17 protein-coding genes are annotated in these 16,748 nt (G+C 73.1%); 10 read left to right on the top strand and 7 right to left on the bottom strand.

From position 1 onward, the window contains the following. Positions 1-18: 18 nt before the first annotated feature. Positions 19-447: a hypothetical protein gene (locus BT341_RS20335; RefSeq protein WP_245805040.1), complete on the top strand. Its 429-nt coding sequence runs from the start codon at positions 19-21 to the stop codon at positions 445-447. On the opposite strand, the gene BT341_RS20340 is transcribed toward BT341_RS20335, so the two are convergent. From BT341_RS20340 to BT341_RS20350, 3 genes are all read right to left on the bottom strand, one after another. Then, on the bottom strand, positions 440-1,051 hold the full coding sequence (locus BT341_RS20340; protein WP_072477802.1) for a nitroreductase family protein: 612 nt from the start codon (positions 1,049-1,051) through the stop codon (positions 440-442). The two genes, BT341_RS20335 and BT341_RS20340, sit on opposite strands and share 8 nt — an antisense overlap. A gap of 51 nt (positions 1,052-1,102) precedes the next feature. After that, the gene (locus BT341_RS20345; RefSeq protein ID WP_072477803.1) at positions 1,103-1,537 is read right to left on the bottom strand and encodes a phospholipase; all 435 of its coding nucleotides are present in this window, start codon (positions 1,535-1,537) and stop codon (positions 1,103-1,105) included. A gap of 122 nt (positions 1,538-1,659) precedes the next feature. After that, the gene (locus BT341_RS20350) at positions 1,660-2,163 is read right to left on the bottom strand and encodes an amino-acid N-acetyltransferase (RefSeq protein ID WP_072482071.1); all 504 of its coding nucleotides are present in this window, start codon (positions 2,161-2,163) and stop codon (positions 1,660-1,662) included. Positions 2,164-2,259: 96 nt separating this feature from the next. Here BT341_RS20350 and rimO point away from each other — a divergent pair, with 96 nt between their 5' ends. From rimO to BT341_RS20385, 7 genes are all read left to right on the top strand, one after another. Next, positions 2,260-3,687 (top strand): 30S ribosomal protein S12 methylthiotransferase RimO, encoded by a 1,428-nt coding sequence (gene rimO, locus BT341_RS20355; protein WP_072477804.1) that lies wholly within the window; start codon positions 2,260-2,262, stop codon positions 3,685-3,687. After that, positions 3,684-4,313, top strand: coding sequence for a CDP-diacylglycerol--glycerol-3-phosphate 3-phosphatidyltransferase (gene pgsA / locus BT341_RS20360; RefSeq protein WP_072477805.1), 630 nt, complete (start codon positions 3,684-3,686; stop codon positions 4,311-4,313). Before rimO ends, pgsA begins: the two co-directional genes overlap by 4 nt. A 37-nt stretch (positions 4,314-4,350) precedes the next feature. After that, on the top strand, positions 4,351-4,845 hold the full coding sequence (locus tag BT341_RS20365; RefSeq protein ID WP_072482072.1) for a CinA family protein: 495 nt from the start codon (positions 4,351-4,353) through the stop codon (positions 4,843-4,845). Positions 4,846-4,944: 99 nt separating this feature from the next. Beyond that, positions 4,945-5,412 carry a helix-turn-helix domain-containing protein gene (locus BT341_RS20370; protein WP_072477806.1) on the top strand — a complete coding sequence of 156 codons (468 nt, stop codon included), beginning with the start codon at positions 4,945-4,947 and terminating at the stop codon, positions 5,410-5,412. A gap of 876 nt (positions 5,413-6,288) precedes the next feature. After that, the gene (locus BT341_RS20375; RefSeq protein ID WP_072477807.1) at positions 6,289-7,128 is read left to right on the top strand and encodes a PspA/IM30 family protein; all 840 of its coding nucleotides are present in this window, start codon (positions 6,289-6,291) and stop codon (positions 7,126-7,128) included. 31 nt (positions 7,129-7,159) lie between these two features. Continuing rightward, on the top strand, positions 7,160-8,152 hold the full coding sequence (gene pspM, locus BT341_RS20380; protein WP_072477808.1) for a phage shock envelope stress response protein PspM: 993 nt from the start codon (positions 7,160-7,162) through the stop codon (positions 8,150-8,152). A gap of 692 nt (positions 8,153-8,844) precedes the next feature. Further along, positions 8,845-10,287 (top strand): allophanate hydrolase-related protein, encoded by a 1,443-nt coding sequence (locus BT341_RS20385; protein WP_072477809.1) that lies wholly within the window; start codon positions 8,845-8,847, stop codon positions 10,285-10,287. Here the strand turns inward: BT341_RS20385 and BT341_RS20390 are convergent. The 4 genes from BT341_RS20390 to BT341_RS20405 all read right to left on the bottom strand — a co-directional run bounded on the left by BT341_RS20390 (position 10,259) and on the right by BT341_RS20405 (position 14,103). Continuing rightward, a complete protein-coding gene (locus tag BT341_RS20390; protein WP_072477810.1) occupies positions 10,259-11,296 on the bottom strand; it encodes a quinone-dependent dihydroorotate dehydrogenase in 1,038 nt (345 codons plus the stop codon). The genes BT341_RS20385 and BT341_RS20390 overlap by 29 nt on opposite strands. Before the next feature lie 65 nt (positions 11,297-11,361). After that, positions 11,362-11,922: a GNAT family N-acetyltransferase gene (locus tag BT341_RS20395; RefSeq protein WP_072477811.1), complete on the bottom strand. Its 561-nt coding sequence runs from the start codon at positions 11,920-11,922 to the stop codon at positions 11,362-11,364. Between the two features lie 474 nt (positions 11,923-12,396). Beyond that, positions 12,397-13,206, bottom strand: a complete 810-nt coding sequence (locus BT341_RS20400; protein ID WP_072477812.1) for a DNA-formamidopyrimidine glycosylase family protein — start codon at positions 13,204-13,206, stop codon at positions 12,397-12,399. 3 nt (positions 13,207-13,209) lie between these two features. Then, complete coding sequence (locus BT341_RS20405; RefSeq protein WP_072477813.1) at positions 13,210-14,103, bottom strand: ParA family protein; 894 nt, start codon at positions 14,101-14,103, stop codon at positions 13,210-13,212. A 106-nt stretch (positions 14,104-14,209) separates the two neighbouring features. Here BT341_RS20405 and BT341_RS20410 point away from each other — a divergent pair, with 106 nt between their 5' ends. Together BT341_RS20410 and dinB are read left to right on the top strand one after the other, a co-directional pair. Further along, positions 14,210-14,932 carry a methyltransferase domain-containing protein gene (locus BT341_RS20410; protein ID WP_072477814.1) on the top strand — a complete coding sequence of 241 codons (723 nt, stop codon included), beginning with the start codon at positions 14,210-14,212 and terminating at the stop codon, positions 14,930-14,932. A gap of 210 nt (positions 14,933-15,142) precedes the next feature. Further along, entirely contained in the window at positions 15,143-16,357 is a 1,215-nt protein-coding gene (gene dinB, locus BT341_RS20415; RefSeq protein ID WP_072477815.1) for a DNA polymerase IV, read from the top strand. Positions 16,358-16,748 lie beyond the last annotated feature (391 nt).

Consider the following 16,748-nt stretch of genomic DNA (forward strand, 5'->3'; position numbering starts at 1 on the left):
TCGCTCCGTCCTGAGCGCGTGGACTTCCAACGCATCGCAGCCGGAGTGTGCGCCTCGGCCGTCGTCGCGCTGGGCGCCGGGAGCTCGGTCGCCGCCGGGCAGCCGGTCCCGGCCCGGCCGGTGGCGCCCTCGACCGTCAGCGCCGCGCCGCGGGGCGACGTCGTCCTGCGCCTCGGCCAGGAAGCCGCGATCCAGGGCAAGGACCTCACGGTCCGCTACCTGCGGCTCGTCGAAGACTCGCGGTGCCGCCCGGGCATGACGTGCGTCTGGCAGGGCGAGGCGACGCTGGCCTTCCTGCTGAGCGAGCCCGGCCGCGGGGAAAGCACCACGGCCGAGCTGCACAGTGGTCCCCGGACCGGCCCGCAGGCGACCTCGTTCGCCGCCGGCCGCGTCGAGCTGGTGTCGGTGAGCGAAGACGGCCGGGAGGCCACGGTCCGGATCAGCTGAGCGGCGTGCCCCAGTGGTCCAGGAAGGCCACTTCGGACAGCGGCGTCCGCGCGGCGGGCTTGAAGTCCGGCACCGTCGTGTACGCCACCGGCAGCAGCCCGGCCTGCGTGTGCCCTTCGGGAATGCCGAGGATCGCCGCCGCTTCGGCCTCACGGGCCAGGTGGTACGTCGTCAGCGTCGAGCCCAGCCCGCGCGAGCGCAGCGCCAGCTGGAAGTTCCACACCGCCGGGAAGATGCCGCCGTAGAAGGCCGCGTCGGCCGCGTTGCCGCCGGTCGGACGCCCCGCCAGGACGGGGATGACCAACACCGGGACCCGCTCGATCACGTCGATCAGGTGCAGTCCGGACGCCAGCGCCCGCGAGCCGGCGTCTTTCGCCCGTTCCGCGAGGTAGGCCTCACCGACTTCGCGGAAGAGCACGCCGAGCCGGTCCTTGACGCCTTGGTCGCGCACGACCAGCCAGCGCCACGCCTGGACGTTGCCCGGTGTCGGGGCCTGCAGCGCCAGGTTCAGGCACTCTTCGAGGACTTCGGGCTCGACCGGGCGGTCGAGGTCCAGCTTGCGGCGCACCGCGCGGGTCGTGCTGAGCAGGTGGTCGATCTCCATTCCGCCATCCTGGCCCGGACCGGTGCCCGCCCGGGCCAGGGGGAGCCGGGCTCAGCCGCCGAACTTGCGGACGGCCTGGTAGTACGTCCAGGCCGCACCCTTGCAGGCCACGTTGGACCCGCAGACGCTCTTGAGGTCCGAGTACAGGTTGTCGTCGATCTTCAGGCGGTTCGCCTCGGTGAACCGGCCCTGCTTCTTGTAGTTGCGGTACCCGAAGTCGTGCCGGTGGCAGCCGGGGAGGAACTTCCAGCCGAACGGGTTGTCCGGCGCCCACGAGCAGCCGTCGGACGACCAGTCGAGCTGGCCGTTGTAGGGCGCCTGGTTCCGGATCGTCTCGAAGTTCGAGAGCGAGGTGTGGAAGAGGTACTGGTCGGTGACCGTCGGGATGTCGACGGCCGCCGCGGTGCCGGCGCCCAGGAGGGCGCCTCCGCCGACAGTCGCGGCCACCGCGACGGTGGCCCCCAGGTTCCGCAGTGTCGTGCGCATCTTGTGCGTTCCTTGCTGCTCAGGTGGAGAAATGACCTGATCATCCTGAGGCATCGGGGTGGCGCCGGTCACCGCCCGGACGCCAGGTCAGGGGTAAACCTCAGAATCCGGGCGGCAGGGGCTCACAGTTCGAGCAGCATCCGGGAGTTGCCGAGCGTGTTCGGCTTCACGTAGGGCAGGTCGAGGAACTCCGCGACGCCGGTGTCGTGGGAGCGCCGCATCTCCTCGTAGACCTCGTGCGACACCGGCGTGCCCTGGATCTCCACGAAACCGTGGCCGGCGAAGAAGCTGGTCTCGAAGGTCAGCACGAACAGCCGGCGCAGGCCGAGCTCGCGGGCCTCGTCGATCAGCCGCGCGACCAGCACCCGGCCGACGCCCTGGCCGCGGACGGCCTTGTCGACGACCACGGTCCGCAGCTCGGCGATGTCCTCCCAGAGCACGTGCAGCGCCGCCGCGCCGACGACCTCGTCACCCACCTCGGCGACCCAGAACTCCTGGACGGCTTCGTACAGCGTGACCAGGTCCTTTTCCAGCAGGACGCGGCCGGCGTCCGAGTCGACGAGGGCCTTGATCTTGCGGACGTCGGCGATCCGCGCGCGGCGGACGACGGGCGAGGCGGACGGCACGATCGTCAACACTGCCACATCGCCCGGCGCCGTCGCCGACACGACCGGGCTACGCCGTCGTCGGGCCGCCCGGGCCCGGCGGCTACCCTGAACGTCGTGCCTTCCCCTGCCACGGACTCCGCCGCCCCCCGCCGCGTCTCCCTGCTGACCCTCGGCTGCGCCCGCAACGAGGTCGACTCGGAGGAGCTGGCGGGCCGCCTGGCGGCCGGCGGCTGGGAGCTGGCGGCCGACCCCGAGGACTCCGACGTCGTGGTGGTGAACACCTGCGGCTTCGTCGAGTCGGCCAAAAAGGACTCCGTCGACACGCTGCTGGCGGCGTCCGACACGGGCAAGAAGGTCGTCGCCGTCGGCTGCATGGCCGAGCGCTACGGCCACGAGCTCGCCGACAGCCTCCCCGAGGCCGACGCCGTGCTGGGCTTCGACCACTACGCCGACCTCTCCGCGCGGCTCGACGACGTCGTCGCCGGCCGCAAGATCGCCTCGCACACGCCCGGCGACCGGCGCAAGCTGCTGCCGATCAGCCCGGTCGAGCGGCCCGCGGCCGCGGAGACGGTCGAGGTCCCCGGGCACGGCTGGGGGCCGCGGGTGCTGCGCACCCGCCTGGACGACTCGCCGGTGGCCGCGCTGAAGATCGCCTCCGGCTGCGACCGGCGCTGCTCGTTCTGCGCGATCCCGTCGTTCCGCGGCTCGTTCGTCTCGCGGCAGCCCGACGAGATCGTCGCCGAGGCGATGTGGCTGGCCGAGCACGGCGTCAAGGAGCTGTTCCTGGTCAGCGAGAACTCGACGTCCTACGGCAAGGACTTCGGCCGCGACGGCGCCACCGCGCTGGAGCGGCTGCTGCCGCGGCTGGCGGGGATCGACGGCATCGAGCGCGTCCGCGTCTCCTACCTGCAGCCGGCCGAGACGCGCCCGCAGCTGGTCAAGGCCATCGCGACCACGCCGGGGGTCGCCGAGTACTTCGACCTGTCGTTCCAGCACTCCAGCGAGCAGGTGCTGCGCCGGATGCGCCGGTTCGGCTCGACCGACTCGTTCCTGGCGCTGTGCGAGCAGATCCGCGAGTACGCGCCCGAGGCGGGCATCCGGACCAACGTCATCGTCGGCTTCCCGGGCGAGACCGAGCACGACCTGGCGGAGCTGGAGCGGTTCCTGACCGGCGCGCGCCTCGACGCGGTCGGCGTCTTCGGCTACTCGGACGAGGACGGCACCGAGGCCGAAACCTTCGACGGCAAGCTCGACCCCGAGGTGGTCGCCGAGCGCGTCACGCGGATCTCGGCGCTGGTCGAGGAGCTGACCGCGCAGCGCGCCGAGGACCGGATCGGCACGTTCGTCGACGTGCTGGTCGAGCAGGACGACGACGGCGAGCTGACCGGCCGCGCCGCGCACCAGGCCCCGGAGGTCGACGGCGAGTGCGTCATCCTCGACGCGCCGGAAAAGGTGCAGGTCGGCGACTTCCTGCGGTGCGAGGTCGTGGACTCGGCGGGCGTGGACCTGATCGTCCGCGCAGTCCCGGACGCCGACCGGTGAGTGCGCTCCCCGGCGAGGGCACGAGCCACGAAGGCCCCGCTCAGGTCCCGGTCGCCACGCCGGTGCCGACGCTCAACGTCGCGAACCTCCTGACGCTGTCGCGGCTGGTCCTGGTGCCGCTGTTCGTCGTCGCGCTGTTCGTCGACGGCGGCCACGACACGACGTGGCGGGCGCTGGCGACGGGCCTGTTCGCCGTCGCGTCGGCCACCGACCAGCTGGACGGCTGGGTGGCCCGCAAGTACGGCCTGATCACCGACTTCGGCAAGATCGCCGACCCGATCGCGGACAAGGCGCTCACCGGCGCGGCGCTGGTCGGGCTGAGCGTCCTCGGCGAGCTGGGCTGGTGGGTCACGATCGTCATCGCGGTCCGCGAGGTCGGCGTCACGCTGCTGCGGTTCTGGGTGATCCGGCACGGCGTGATCCCGGCCAGCCGCGGCGGCAAGGCCAAGACGATGGCGCAGATCGCCGCGATCGTGGCGTACCTGCTGCCGCTGCCGTCCGGCGCGGGCCCGGTCCGCTGGGCGCTGATGGGCCTGGCCCTGGTGCTGACGGTGGTGACGGGCGTCGACTACCTGGTCCGCGCGATCCGGCTGCGCGCGGCCGGGCGACGCGTGACGGGGAGCTGAAGTGGCCGATTCGCCCGCGGGCCGCGCCGACACCGACCTGGCCGGGAACGGGCCGGGTGCGACCGGCGACGAGCAGGCCGCCGCGCTCGTCGCGGCCCTCACCGGGCGCGGAGAGACCGTCGCCGCGGCCGAGTCGCTGACCGCCGGTCTGGTCTGCGCGACGCTGGCCCGCGTGCCCGGCGCGAGCGCGGCCCTGCGTGGCGGCCTCGTGGTGTACGCCACCGAGCTGAAGGCGGTCCTGGCCGGCGTCGACCCGCAGCTGCTGGCCGAGCACGGCGCCGTCCACCCCGAAGTCGCGGTTCAGCTGGCCGCGGGCGCGCGCGAAAAGTGCGGCGCTACCTGGGGGCTCGGGCTCACCGGCGTGGCCGGGCCGTCGCCGCAGGACGGGGTCGCCCCGGGCACGGTGCACGTCGGGCTGGCCGGCCCGGGAACACGCACAGTCCGGACCCTGACCTTGAGCGGCGATCGCGACTTGATCAGGACGTCCTCGGTCCGGGCGGCGTTTGCCCTGCTCGGGGAACATCTGGCGTGAAACACGCGTTCGCCCTTGGCGTACGGACACCCCAACTCATGCGCCCGGGGCGCCGCTCTGGGTAACGTAGGGGGTACTTGTACGGAAGGGAGGCGCGTGATGACCGTGCTGTTGCGTGAGGCGATCGGTGATCGGCTCCGTCATGCCCGCACCAACCAGCGTCGTACGCTGCGCGACATCTCCCGCGCCGCCAGGGTCAGCCTCGGCTACCTTTCGGAGGTGGAGCGGGGCCAGAAGGAGGCGTCGAGCGAGCTGCTCGCGTCCATCTGCCAGGCCCTGGACCTTCCGCTCGGCGAGCTGCTGCACAACGTGGCCGCGGACGTGTCGGCCCTCGACAACGTCGAGGTCCCCCCGGTCGACGAGCGGATCGGCGACGGCGCACCCCGGGAGAAGGTGCCGGAGCGCACCGCAGAGGCCTCGGCGGCCGGCATCGAAGGCGGCCGCCTGATGTCCGAGCTGATCGGCAACGACCTCGCGGACCTGCGGGTGTCCCCGGCACCGCGGATGAACACCACACTGCGGACGACCATCGGCCAGCCCAAGCTGGCCTCGACCATCGCGGCGTAGTTCCGGAGTTCGGGAGCTGGGTGTGCTCGCTCGCGCAGAGCGCTCGCCCGGCTCCCGAGCTGCGTTTCCGGGGTGCCGGGCCGCCTCCGGGAGGGTGAGCCGCCGGGAGGGTTGGGGCGCCGGGCCGCCGCCGGGGTGAGGCTGCCGGGAGGGTGGGCCGCCCGGAGGGTTGGGGCGCCGGGCCGCCGCCGGGGTGAGGCTGCCGGGAGGGTGAGCTGCCCGGAGGGTTGGGGCGCCGGGCCGCCGCCGAGGAGGTGTGCCGCAGCGCCGCCGCCGGGAAGGCGAGCCGCCTGGGTGCGGCTGCCCGAGGGGTGACCCTGAACCCCGGGCGGTGCAGGTTCCGGCATGTCCCCGCCGGAAGCGCGCCCGGGGCGAGCTCACGGACCGCCCGAGGCGGATTTCCGGACATTCCGCTGGAACCGAGCCTCCTGACCCCGCCGCCCGAAGCGGCCCGGACCTGCCCAGCGCAGCTTTCGGCACATCCCCGCCGGAAGCGACCCCCGGTGGCCGAGCCCCGGACCTCGCCCGAAACGACTCCCGGACCTGTCCAGTGCCGAGCCCAGGACCTGCCCGAGGCGGTTTCCGCACATTCCGGCCGAACCGAGCCCGGCCCGGCACCGAGGTCGCCAACCTGCTCCCGTTCCACCTCACATTTCCGCCCGCCGCGCGGGGCAACGCGCCCGGGGCCGTTCGCGTTACCTCCAGGGGTGATCAGGGGCGAACCCTGAAATCCCCCGGGGTCGCCTGGAACCGATGTGGCCGACCTGACACGATGGAACCCGACGCCGGGGTCGGAGCGTTGCATGAGCAGGGGAGCGACGCCCCACCCCGAGGATCACTCAAGGCCCGTGGGACGCAAGAAGGCAGGCGGAGGAGATGGCCAACCCGTTCGTGAAGTTCTGGAAGTACATGATGGCGGCGTTCTCGTCGAAGATCGACGAGCACGCCGACCCGAAGGTACAGATCCAGCAGGCCATCGAGGAGGCGCAGCGCAACCACCAGGCGCTGACGCAGCAGGCCGCCTCCGTGATCGGCAACCAGCGGCAGCTGGAAATGAAGCTCAACCGGCAGCTCGGCGAGGTCGAGAAGCTGCAGGCGTCCACCCGCCAGGCACTCGTCCTCGCGGACGAGGCGCGCGCGAAGGGTGACGAGCAGAAGGCCACCGAGTTCGAAAACGCCGCCGAGAGCTTCGCGACGCAGCTCGTCACGGCCGAGCAGAGCATCGAGGACCTCAAGACCCTGCACGACCAGTCGCTGCAGGCCGCGGCCCAGGCCAAGCAGGCCGTCGAGCGCAACTCGCAGATGCTGCAGCAGAAGCTCGCCGAGCGCACCAAGCTGCTCTCGCAGCTGGAGCAGGCGAAGATGCAGGAGCAGGTCTCCGCCTCGCTGAACCAGATGAGCCAGCTGGCCGCTCCGGGCAACACGCCGTCGCTGGAAGAGGTCCGCGACAAGATCGAGAAGCGCTACACCACGGCGCTGGGCCAGGCCGAGCTCGCCCAGAACTCCGTCCAGGGGCGCATGATGGAGGTCCAGGCCTCCACCACGCAGCTGGCCGGGCAGTCGCGGCTCCAGCAGATCCGCGCCTCCATGCGCGGCGACTCCGTCGCGCAGGTGACCGACGGCGGCGCCAAGGCGGCGCAGCCGGCGAGCCAGTCCGACATCCAGCGCGAGATCCAGGCGCGCGTGCAGGCCGAGCAGGGCAAGAACCCGGCCTGACCCGGGCCGACGGAGTTCGAAGGGGGCCGGCATGGGGCAGCAGGACAGGCGACGCGACTTCAGCGAGTTCAGCGCGAAGCTGGAGAAGCACATCGAGAAGCTGCCCGACTACGCCGTGCGCGCCCAGGAGAAACTCCAGAAGGTGCAGAAGTACTTCCCGCCGGCCGACCAGGCCGGCGGGAAGGCCGCACCCCCGCGTCCCCGGCCCAACCCGCTGCAGCGGCCGCCCGTCCGGCGGCCCGACATGGCCATGACGTTCTCGTCGATGGCCAGCCAGGTCCCCGCGTTCGCCGAGGCCCGCGCCAAGTGGGACCGCTGGAACCACCCCGCCGCGAAGCTGGAACGCCGCAAGCGCCGGACATCGCGCGCGCTGACGATGTGGATCCTGCTGACGATCCTGTGCGGCGTCCTCACCGTGGCGGCCGGCATGGGCTGGATCAGCGCGACCGGCGCGCCGATGATGCCGCAGGCGATCATGGCGTTCGCCGGAGCCGTCGTGTTCGGCACGTTCGGCGTCCGGTCCGGGCTCAAGCTGCGGGAACTGAAGCGGACCCCGATCCCGGCCGCCCCCGCCGGCCCGCCGCCGCTGCCGCCCGCGGGCTCCGCCGCCCGTGAACCGATGGAACGGCTCGCGGAATGCGAAGCCTCCCTGAGCGAGCTGCTGCGCCAGTTGTCGGTGCCGTCCTCGCTGGGCACGACGCCGGTGTCCGAAGTGTCCGTCGCCGACGCCCGGCAGACGGCCACCGACGCCGCGGCCGCGTTGCGTGGCCTGGCCGCCCGGATCCAGGCGATCGAGCGCGGCCGCAACTCCGCCCCGGCCCGCGAGCAAGCCGCCCTCGACGCGGCGGTCGCCAAGCTCCGCGAACAGCTCGAAGACGGTCTCGAGGGCTACCGCGGCCTGGTCGCCGCGGCGGGCCACACGGTCGCCGCCTCGAGCGACGGCCTGGTGACCTCCAAGCAGGCCCTCACCGACGCCACCGACCGCCTGGCCGGCCTCGCCATGGCCCTCCGCGAACTCTCCTGACCCGCTCCCAGGCGCCCCGAGGGGCAGCACGCGTGATTCACGGGGCAGGAGGGGCCGCACGGTGATCCGGCCCCGGCGCCGCGCGCCGCCGCTCGGGTCAGGTGGGGCGGCCCGGCACCGCGTGTCGACCGCGGTGCAGGTGTGACGGCCTGGGCGTCGCGTGTCGGCTCTCGGGGTAGGTGTGGCGGCCTGGGCGTCGCGTGTCGGCTCTCGGTGTAGGTGTGGCGGCCTGGGCGTCGCGTGTCGGCTCCCGGCCCAGGCGTGTCGGCCCGGCACTGCAGGGCGGCCCGCGGTCCAGGCGTGGCGTCCCCGGCACCGCGCGTCGGCCTCGATCCGCGCCTGTCGACCCGCCCCCTCACGCGTATCGCCCCGTCGATCACCGCAACCGGGGCCCGCATACCGCCATCCGGGCCTCGGGCTCCGCCGTTCGAGTGCTGCAGTCCGGCGGGGGCGCCCGGTGGTCACGGCGCGTGCGTGATCGTGCGTTGCACCCCGGCGTCGCGCCCTGTTCACCTCCCGGGGCCGAAACCCGCGCGTAATCGGAAACTGATCGCTACGGAAACGTCCGTCACCTAACGTTTCTGTCATGCATTCAGCGGTGTCACTCGCCGGAAGGCCCGCCGTGGACTGAGGTTCGCCGGCGCCGTTCCGTACACAGTGGACTTTCTCGACCGCCGAGGAAAGGACGCCCCGTGAACACGCTCCCGCCGGACCCGGAACCCGTCCCACCCATCCGTCCCACCGCTTCGCAGCGGGTCATCGCGGCCTTCGAGCGCATCACCGAAGCCGCCCGCCCCGAGCTCTGGTCGACCCTCCGCGCGGTCGAAGACGTCCTCGTCGACGCCAAGGCCGTCGACGAACGTGTCAAAGCCGGCGACAACCTGCCACTGGCCGGCACCGTCCTCGCCGTGCAGGACTCGGTCGACGTCGCAGGCCAGCCGTCCGGCCGCCAGGTCCCGGAAACCTCGGCCACCGTCGTCACCCGGCTCACCGCGGCCGGCGCCGTCGTGCTCGGCAAGACCGGGTCCGGCACCGTCGCGGCCGCCTGGGACCGCACCAAGACCGGCGGCTCCGGGGCCGCGGTCGCCGTCGCGCTCGGCATCGTCGACCTCGCGCTGAGCACCGCGGGCGCGGTCCCGGCCGCGCTGAACGCCGTCGTCGCCGTGCAACCCACCCGCGGCCTCCTGCCCACGACCGGTGTCCGTGCCGCCGAAGGCATCTCCGTCTACGCGACCGGCCTGGTCGCCGGCCGCCGTGCGCTCGCCCTGATGACCGGCCCGGACGACGCCGACCCCGCCACGCGCGTCTGGCCCGCCGAATTCCGCCTCGGCGCGGGCGAGCACCCCCGCGTCGCCTACCCGCACGACCTGCCCCTCGGCGCCGCCGCGGCCCTCGCCTTCGAGAGCGCCGTGAAACGGCTGACGGCGGCCGGCGCGGTGCTGGAACCGGTCTCCCTGGCCGATCCGGACTTCGGCGACGCGCTGCTCCTGCCCACCGTGCCGGACCACCCCGAGCTGACGGAGGCACTCGCCGACCCGTCCGGGGTGGCCCACCGCCTGGCCTCCGGCACGGCGTTCGCGAACCTCCTCGACGTCGCCGCGGTCACCGTCCCGATGCTGCCCGGTGACAAGCGCCCCTTCGGCGTGACGTTCCTGACCCGGGCGTTCGAGGACCAGATCGGCCTGGACCTCGCGGCCGTCTGCACGGACGAGCCGATGACCCCGTACCCGGAGCCGGGCGAGGAAGTCGTCGTGTTCGGCGCGCACCTGCGCGGCCAGCCCCTCAACACCCGGCTCACCGAGCTCGGCGCCCGGTTCACCCGGCCGGTCCGGACCACCGAGGCCTACCGGATGGTGCTGCTGAACACGGAACCGCCGCAACCCGGAGTCCTGGACGACGCCGCGGGCACCAGTCTCGACGGCGAGTGCTGGCGGCTGTCGCCTGCGGCGTTCGAGCGGTTCGCCGGCACGCTCGAGCCACCGTTCGTCCTCGACCGCGTCGAGCTGGAGGACGGCTCACGGCCACTGGCGGTGCGATGCGCGCCCACCGCGGACGGTCCTGACCTGGACCGCTACGAGTCCTGGCGCGGGTACGTCCGGTTCGCCTCTACCGCCGGGCCGCGAGACCCCGGCTGACGCGGCGCACCAGGCCCGGCCCGTGCAGCGCGAACCCCGTGTAGAGCTGCACGAGCGACGCCCCGGCGTCCACCAGCCGGATCGCGTCGTCCGGGCCCATGATCCCGCCGACGCCGATGATCGGCAGGCTCCCGCCGGTGTGGTCGTGCACGAACCGCACGACCTGCGCCGCGCGGGCGGTCAGCGGCCGGCCGGACAGTCCTCCCCCCTGTCCGGCCAGGCCGCTTTCCTCGGCGGCGATGCCCTCGCGGGAGAGCGTGGTGTTCGTGGCGATGATCCCGGCGACGCCGTGTCCGAGCGCGACCTCCAGCAGCTCGGCCAGCGCGTCGTCGGTCAGATCCGGAGCCACCTTCACCAGCAACGGCGTCGGGGTGCCGCCACCGGCCAGCTCGAGTGACGTCGCACGCAGCTCACCGAGCAGCTCGGCGAGCGCGGCGCGGTCCTGCAGCTGCCGCAGTCCCGGCGTGTTGGGGGAGCTGACGTTGACGGCGAAGTAGTCGGCGTACGGGTACAGCGCCCGCAGGGAGAACCGGTAGTCCTCGACGGCGTCTTCGAGCGGGGTGACCTTCGACTTGCCGATGCTGACCCCGAGCGGGATCCCCGGCTTGCCGTCCCGCGCGAGCTTCGCCGCGAGCGCGTCCGCGCCGTCGTTGTTGAAGCCCATGCGGTTGATCACCGCGTCGCTGACCGGCAGGGTGAACAGCCGTGGCTTCGGGTTGCCCGGCTGCGGGTGCCGGGTCACCGTGCCGACCTCGACGAACCCGAAGCCCAGCGCGGCCCACGCGGGCAGCGCGCGCCCGTTCTTGTCCATGCCGGCGGCCAGGCCGACGCGGTGGGGGAACCGCAGGCCCAGCACGGTCACCGGGTCGTCGACGCGGGTGAAGCGGCCCAGCGGCGCGGCGGCGCGGCCGAGCCGGGCCAGGACGCCGATCGTGCGCTCGTGCACCAGCTCGGGGTCGTGGTAGGAGAGCCGGTACAGCGCCGGGCGGACGATCTTGTCGAAGAACACGCCCCCATGCTGCCAAACCGGCCGGAACCCGCGACCGGAGCGTCACTCCCGCGTGAACGGGACCACTAGTCGCGGTCCTTCCATTCGTCTTCGAGCATCGCGTAGATGAGCTCGTCGGTCCACTCGCCCTTGACGATCTCGTTTTCCCGCAGGTGCGCTTCCCGGCGCATGCCGAGGCGTTCCATCAGCGCGGCGGACGCGGTGTTCCGGCCGTCGCAGCGGCCGATGATGCGGTGCAGCCCCAGATCCTCGAAGCCCAGCCGCAGCAGCTCCGTCGTCGCCTCCGCGGCCAGGCCCTTGCCGTGGTGGTCCGGGTGGAAGACGAACCCGATCTCGCCCTGCCGGTGCTCGCTGCTCAGCCACTCCAGGTTCAGGTCGCCGATCAGCTGCCCGGTCGCGGCCAGTTCGACCGCCACGGCGAGAAACTGCCCTTCCTTCGTCAGGGTCGAGCTGTGCACGCGCTTCGCGAGCGCGGCGGCCGATTCGGCGCGGCTGCGCGGACCCCAGTAGAGGTAGCGGGCGACGTCGGCACGGGACTGGAAGGAGTTCAGCGCGTCGAGGTCGTCGGGCCTGAACGGGCGCAGGAGCAGCCGGGCCGTGGTGATCGGGTAGTCGGGCCTGAGCATGCTCCCAGGCTAGCGACCTTCAGCCGTCCGGGGGACAGAACAGTGCCGGCCGATCGCCGAACCCCGGCGTCGGATCGCCGGACGGTCGTCCGGCGCCGCCGGACGGCGTGACCTGCGCGAACGAGCGGAAATAAGGAACCCCCGGGGCGGCTCTCGGGCGCCGTCAAACGCCTGAGCCCGAGCCGGACTGGTGCTCGGGAGCCCCGGGGGCACGGTGACTGCCTGGTATTCGCTATCAGGCACCACGTGAAGCAGGCGATGAGCCGAAGGTGGCTCAGTTGTATCGCTGCTCAAAGTCCTCCACGTGCCATCCGCTAGCGGACAGCCACCTCACGAGTCCTGTTGGAATACAACTTAGGACCACCTCCTTTCTCGTGTACTGCCACGCTAGGCGAAGTTCCGGGTGTCCGGCAACGTCATTTCCGGGATCTCACACCGCGGCCCCGCCCGGCGTTCGCGCAGCGCGAACACGCCCTACTGCGGCGGGTACGGGCCCTGCTGGTCCTTCGGGCAGAACCACGTCGGCCGCTGCTGCACGTCGTGGCCCTGGGTGCGGACCAGGACCTTGCCGCCGCAGCGGAAGCAACCCTGGCGGGTGCGCTCGTACACCCAGTTCTTGCGGTTCCGGTCGAGGTGGCCGGTGGTGCTCTGCTCGAAGCGCCCGGCCGTCGCGTTGCCCAGCAACAGCTTCCGGGCCAGTGCGACGGCGCGCCCGGCGTCCACTTCGGACACCGGGGTCCACGGCGTCACGCCGAGCAGGAACGCGATCTCGCACTTGTAGAGGTTCCCGACCCCGGCCAGCACGCGCTGGTCGAGCAGCGCGAGGCCCAGCTCGCGCCCGGGGTCGGCCGCGAGCGCCGCCGCCGCGCGGGCCGCGTGCTCGTCCGTCCAGTGTGGATCGAGCAGGTCCGGGCCGAGGTGGGCGACCAGGTCGTGTTCCTTCGGCGTGGCCACGAGCTTGAGGTCGTGGACGCGGAAGCCGATCACCTGGACGTCGTCCGCGGCCAGGACGACACGGGCGTGGTGGCCGGGCCGCCGCCACTTCGCGCCGGCCGGGTAGACGTCCCACATGCCGTCCATCATCAGGTGCGAATGCAGTGTCAGGTCGCCGGAGAAGCGGGTGAACAAGTGCTTGCCGACCGTCCCGACGCCGCGCACCGTCCGGCCGGAAAGGTCCACAGTGGCCAGTTGTGGCACGCGGAACTCCCCGCGCAGCAGCGTCTTCCCGGCCATCGCCCGGTCGAAGCGCTTTGCGACGAGGTACACGGTGTCACCTTCGGGCACGGCTCACCCCGCGGATTCGGACACCTCGGCCGGTGCCTCCGGGGTTTCCGGCGCCGGGCCCTCCGGCCAGTCCGGGCCCTCGGCCTCCTCGCCGGCGATGCGGTGCCGGCCCGCCCGGTTGGAGCGCAGGATCTTCGCCAGCACCATGTTGAACGTCAGCGCGATCTCCTGCGCGCCGGGGGAGTGCCACTCGTGGATCGGGCTGCACGCGCCCTGGGCCTGCTGCACCGCCAGCCGGTCGGTGATCGCCGTCGGCATCACGAGCGAGCCGAAGTTCTCGCGCAGCTCGGCGATCCGGAACTGGTGCTCGTAGGAGCGCACGCGCAGCTTGTTCACCAGGACGCCGATCGGGCGCAGCTGCGGGTTGAGCTCCTTGCGGATCTTCTCGATCGCCTCCAGCGCCCGGTGCGCGCCGGCGACGGCGTACATCGTCGGCTCGGTGACGATGAGCGCGCTGTCCGCGCCGACCAGCGCCGACTTCGTCAGCCGGCCCAGTGACGGCGGGCAGTCCAGGATCACCAGCTCGTACGGCGTCTCGCGCAGCGGTTCGCGGTGCAGCTCGTCCAGCGCGCGCGAGAAGTTCGCGAGCCGTTCCGGATCGGCGTCGGGGTCGTTGAGCAGCTCCAGCTCTTCCGCGCCGACGAGGACGTCGACGTCCTCGCTCCAGACGCTCGGGGCGATCGCGCGTTCCAGCATCGCCCGGGTCGGGGTTTCGAGCACGTCGGCGAGAGTGGCGTCGGTGTAGGGCGGGTCGAGCGAGGTCGTGGCGTTGCCCTGCGGGTCGAGGTCCACCACGAGCGTCCGCGTGCCCCTACGCAGGGCGGCGGAGGCGATACCGAGAGCGACCGTCGTCTTGCCGACGCCTCCCTTGAGGCTGAGTACGGCGACCGTGTGCACGAAGACCAGCCTACGGGTGCGCGGGAGGGGCGCCGCCGGGCAAGGGCTGTTCACTCGAAGGGAGGAGCCGGGGAGGCGGGCCGGGGCGGGCACTACCCTGTGCGGCATGAAGACGGAGACCGTGGCCGCCCGTGGTTCGGGCGCCGTCCGCCGGGTGCTCGAGGCCGAGCTGAAGGCCGCCCGCGCCCGGGGCGCCGAGCAGCCCCGCGTCGTGGACGTGGGCGGCGGCAGCGGCGGCTGGGCGGTGCCGTTCGCGGCGGCGGGCTGCCGGGTGACGGTCATCGAGCCGAGCCCGAACGCGCTGGCCACGCTGCAGCGGCGCGCCGAGGAGGAGGGCGTCTCCGAGCTGATCACGGTGGTCGCGGACGACGCCGACGCGCTGGGCAGGCACGTCCCGGCCGCCTCGGCCGACCTGGTGCTGGCGCACGGTCTCCTGGAGATCGTCGACGACCCGGCCGCGGTGCTCAGCGCGCTGGCCACGGCGGTCGCCCCGGGCGGCGCGGTGTCGGTGCTGGCGGCCAACCGCCACGCGGCGGTCCTGCACCGCGCGCTGGCGGGCCGCGTCGCCGAGGCCCAGCGGCTGCTCGAGAGCGCCGACGGCGTCGCCCCCGGCGACACGGTGCTGCGCCGGTTCTCCGCGTCCGGCCTGCACGCCCAGCTGGAGGCGGCGGGCCTGGAAGTGACGCTGCTGCAGGGCGACCGGGTGATCGCGGACCTGGTGACCGGCGACGTCCGCGAGGAGGAGCTGGCGGAGTTCGAGCTGGCGGCGGCGGGATCGGCACTACGCGACATCGCCGGACGGCTGCACGCGGTGGCGCGGCCGGCCTGAGGGGTCGGTTTCGGCGGGTGGGCGCGGCGGTGGCGTCGCCGGTCGGACCGCTTCCGGCGGCTTCGCGCGGGCCCGGTGCCCTGAAACCGCCGTGGGACAGCCGGACCTTTTCGGCGGGTTTCCGCCGTCGCGGCCGCCGGGGCGCCGAAACTGTCGGTGGTGGCCGGTAGCGTCCCGGGTGTGGGGCGAAATGCTGAGCTGCCGGGCGGGATGGGCCGGTTCCGCGTCCGGCCGGGGGAGCCGCTGCCGGACGACACCGGGTGCGGGCTGCTGCACGTCGACATGGATGCGTTCTTCGTGTCGGTCGAGCTGCGAACCCGGCCCGAGCTGGCGGACAAGCCGGTCGTCGTGTCCGGGGGCGGGCCGCGGGCCGTCGTCGCGGCCGCGAACTACCCGGCGCGGAAGTTCGGCGTGCGCTCGGCGATGCCGTTCTCGACCGCGAAACGGCTGTGCCCGCACCTGATCAACATCCCGCCGACGGCCGGCCTCTACAGCGAGGTCTCCCGCGGCGTGATGGGCATCTTCCGCGAGCTGACCCCACTGGTCGAACCCCTGAGCCTCGACGAAGCCTTCCTGGACGTCAGCGGCGCGCTGCGGCGCCTGGGCGCGACACCGGCGGAGCTGGGCGCGCGGATCCGCTCGCGGGTCGCGGCCGAGCACGGGATCACCTGCTCGGTCGGCGTGGCGAAGGTCAAGTTCGTCGCGAAACTCGCTTCGGGCATGGCGAAGCCGGACGGCATGGTCGTCGTGCCGGCGGCGGAGACCCTGCGGTTCCTGCACCCGCTGCCGGTGTCGGCGTTGTGGGGCGTCGGCGCGCGGACGGAGGAGCACCTGCGCCGCCTGGGCCTGGACACGATCGCCGACGTCGCGGCGTTCCCGCCGGAGCGGCTGAAGAAGTCGCTGGGCGTCGCGCTGGGCGAGCACCTGTACCGGCTGGCGCACGGCGTCGACGAGCGCGCGGTGGTGGTGGACTCGCCGGAGAAGTCGATCGGCGCGGAGCACACGTTCGACGTCGACCGGCACGACCGCGAGTCGCTGGGCCTGGAGCTGCTGCGGCTGTCGGAACGGGTCGGCGCGACACTGCGGGCGCGTGGTGTGCGCGGCCGGACCGTGTCGATCAAGGTCCGGTTCGCCGACTTCCGGACGATCACCCGAGCCCGCACGCTGCTCGCGCCGACGGACGTGGCCCGCGAGATCCACGCGGTCGCGGTGGCGCTGCTGGCCGAGCACGCGCCGGCGGGAGCGGTCCGGCTGATCGGCGTCCGCGTGGAGGGCCTCGACACGGGGGAAGCGGGGGAGCAGCTGCTGTTCGAATCCCCGGCGCCGCGCTGGCGCGACGCGGAAGTGGCGGCGGATGTGGCGAGATCCAAGTTCGGCTCGGCGGCGGTGCGGCCGGCCTCGCTGCTGGGTCCGCGGGAGGGGTGATCGCTCCCGGGGTTGCGGGGGCATCGGCGCGCGGCTGCCACAGCGGCGGAGGACGCGGCACCTGCCGGGCGAGTGCCGGTGTGGCGGCAGAGCCTGGCGAGGATTCCGTCTGCTGGTGCGGCCGCCGCGCCCGGCGGGAGCACCGACAGGCGGGTACTGCTGCGGCCGCCGAGCCCGGCGGGAGCACCGACAGGCGGGTACTGCTGCGGCCGCCGAGCCCGGCGGGAGCACCGACAGGCGGGTACTGCTGCGGCCGCCGAGCCCGGCGAAGCCGCCGGCAGGCGGCTACCGGTGCCTCCGATGCCCTGAACCCATCGCTCACAACACCCGCGAGTTCGGTCACCCTCGGCGACGGTGACCGTGCGCAACCCCGCCCGGACCGGATTTAGCC

The sequence above is a fragment of the Amycolatopsis australiensis genome (assembly GCF_900119165.1).
In the GTDB taxonomy this organism is placed as follows: Bacteria; Actinomycetota; Actinomycetes; order Mycobacteriales; family Pseudonocardiaceae; genus Amycolatopsis; species Amycolatopsis australiensis.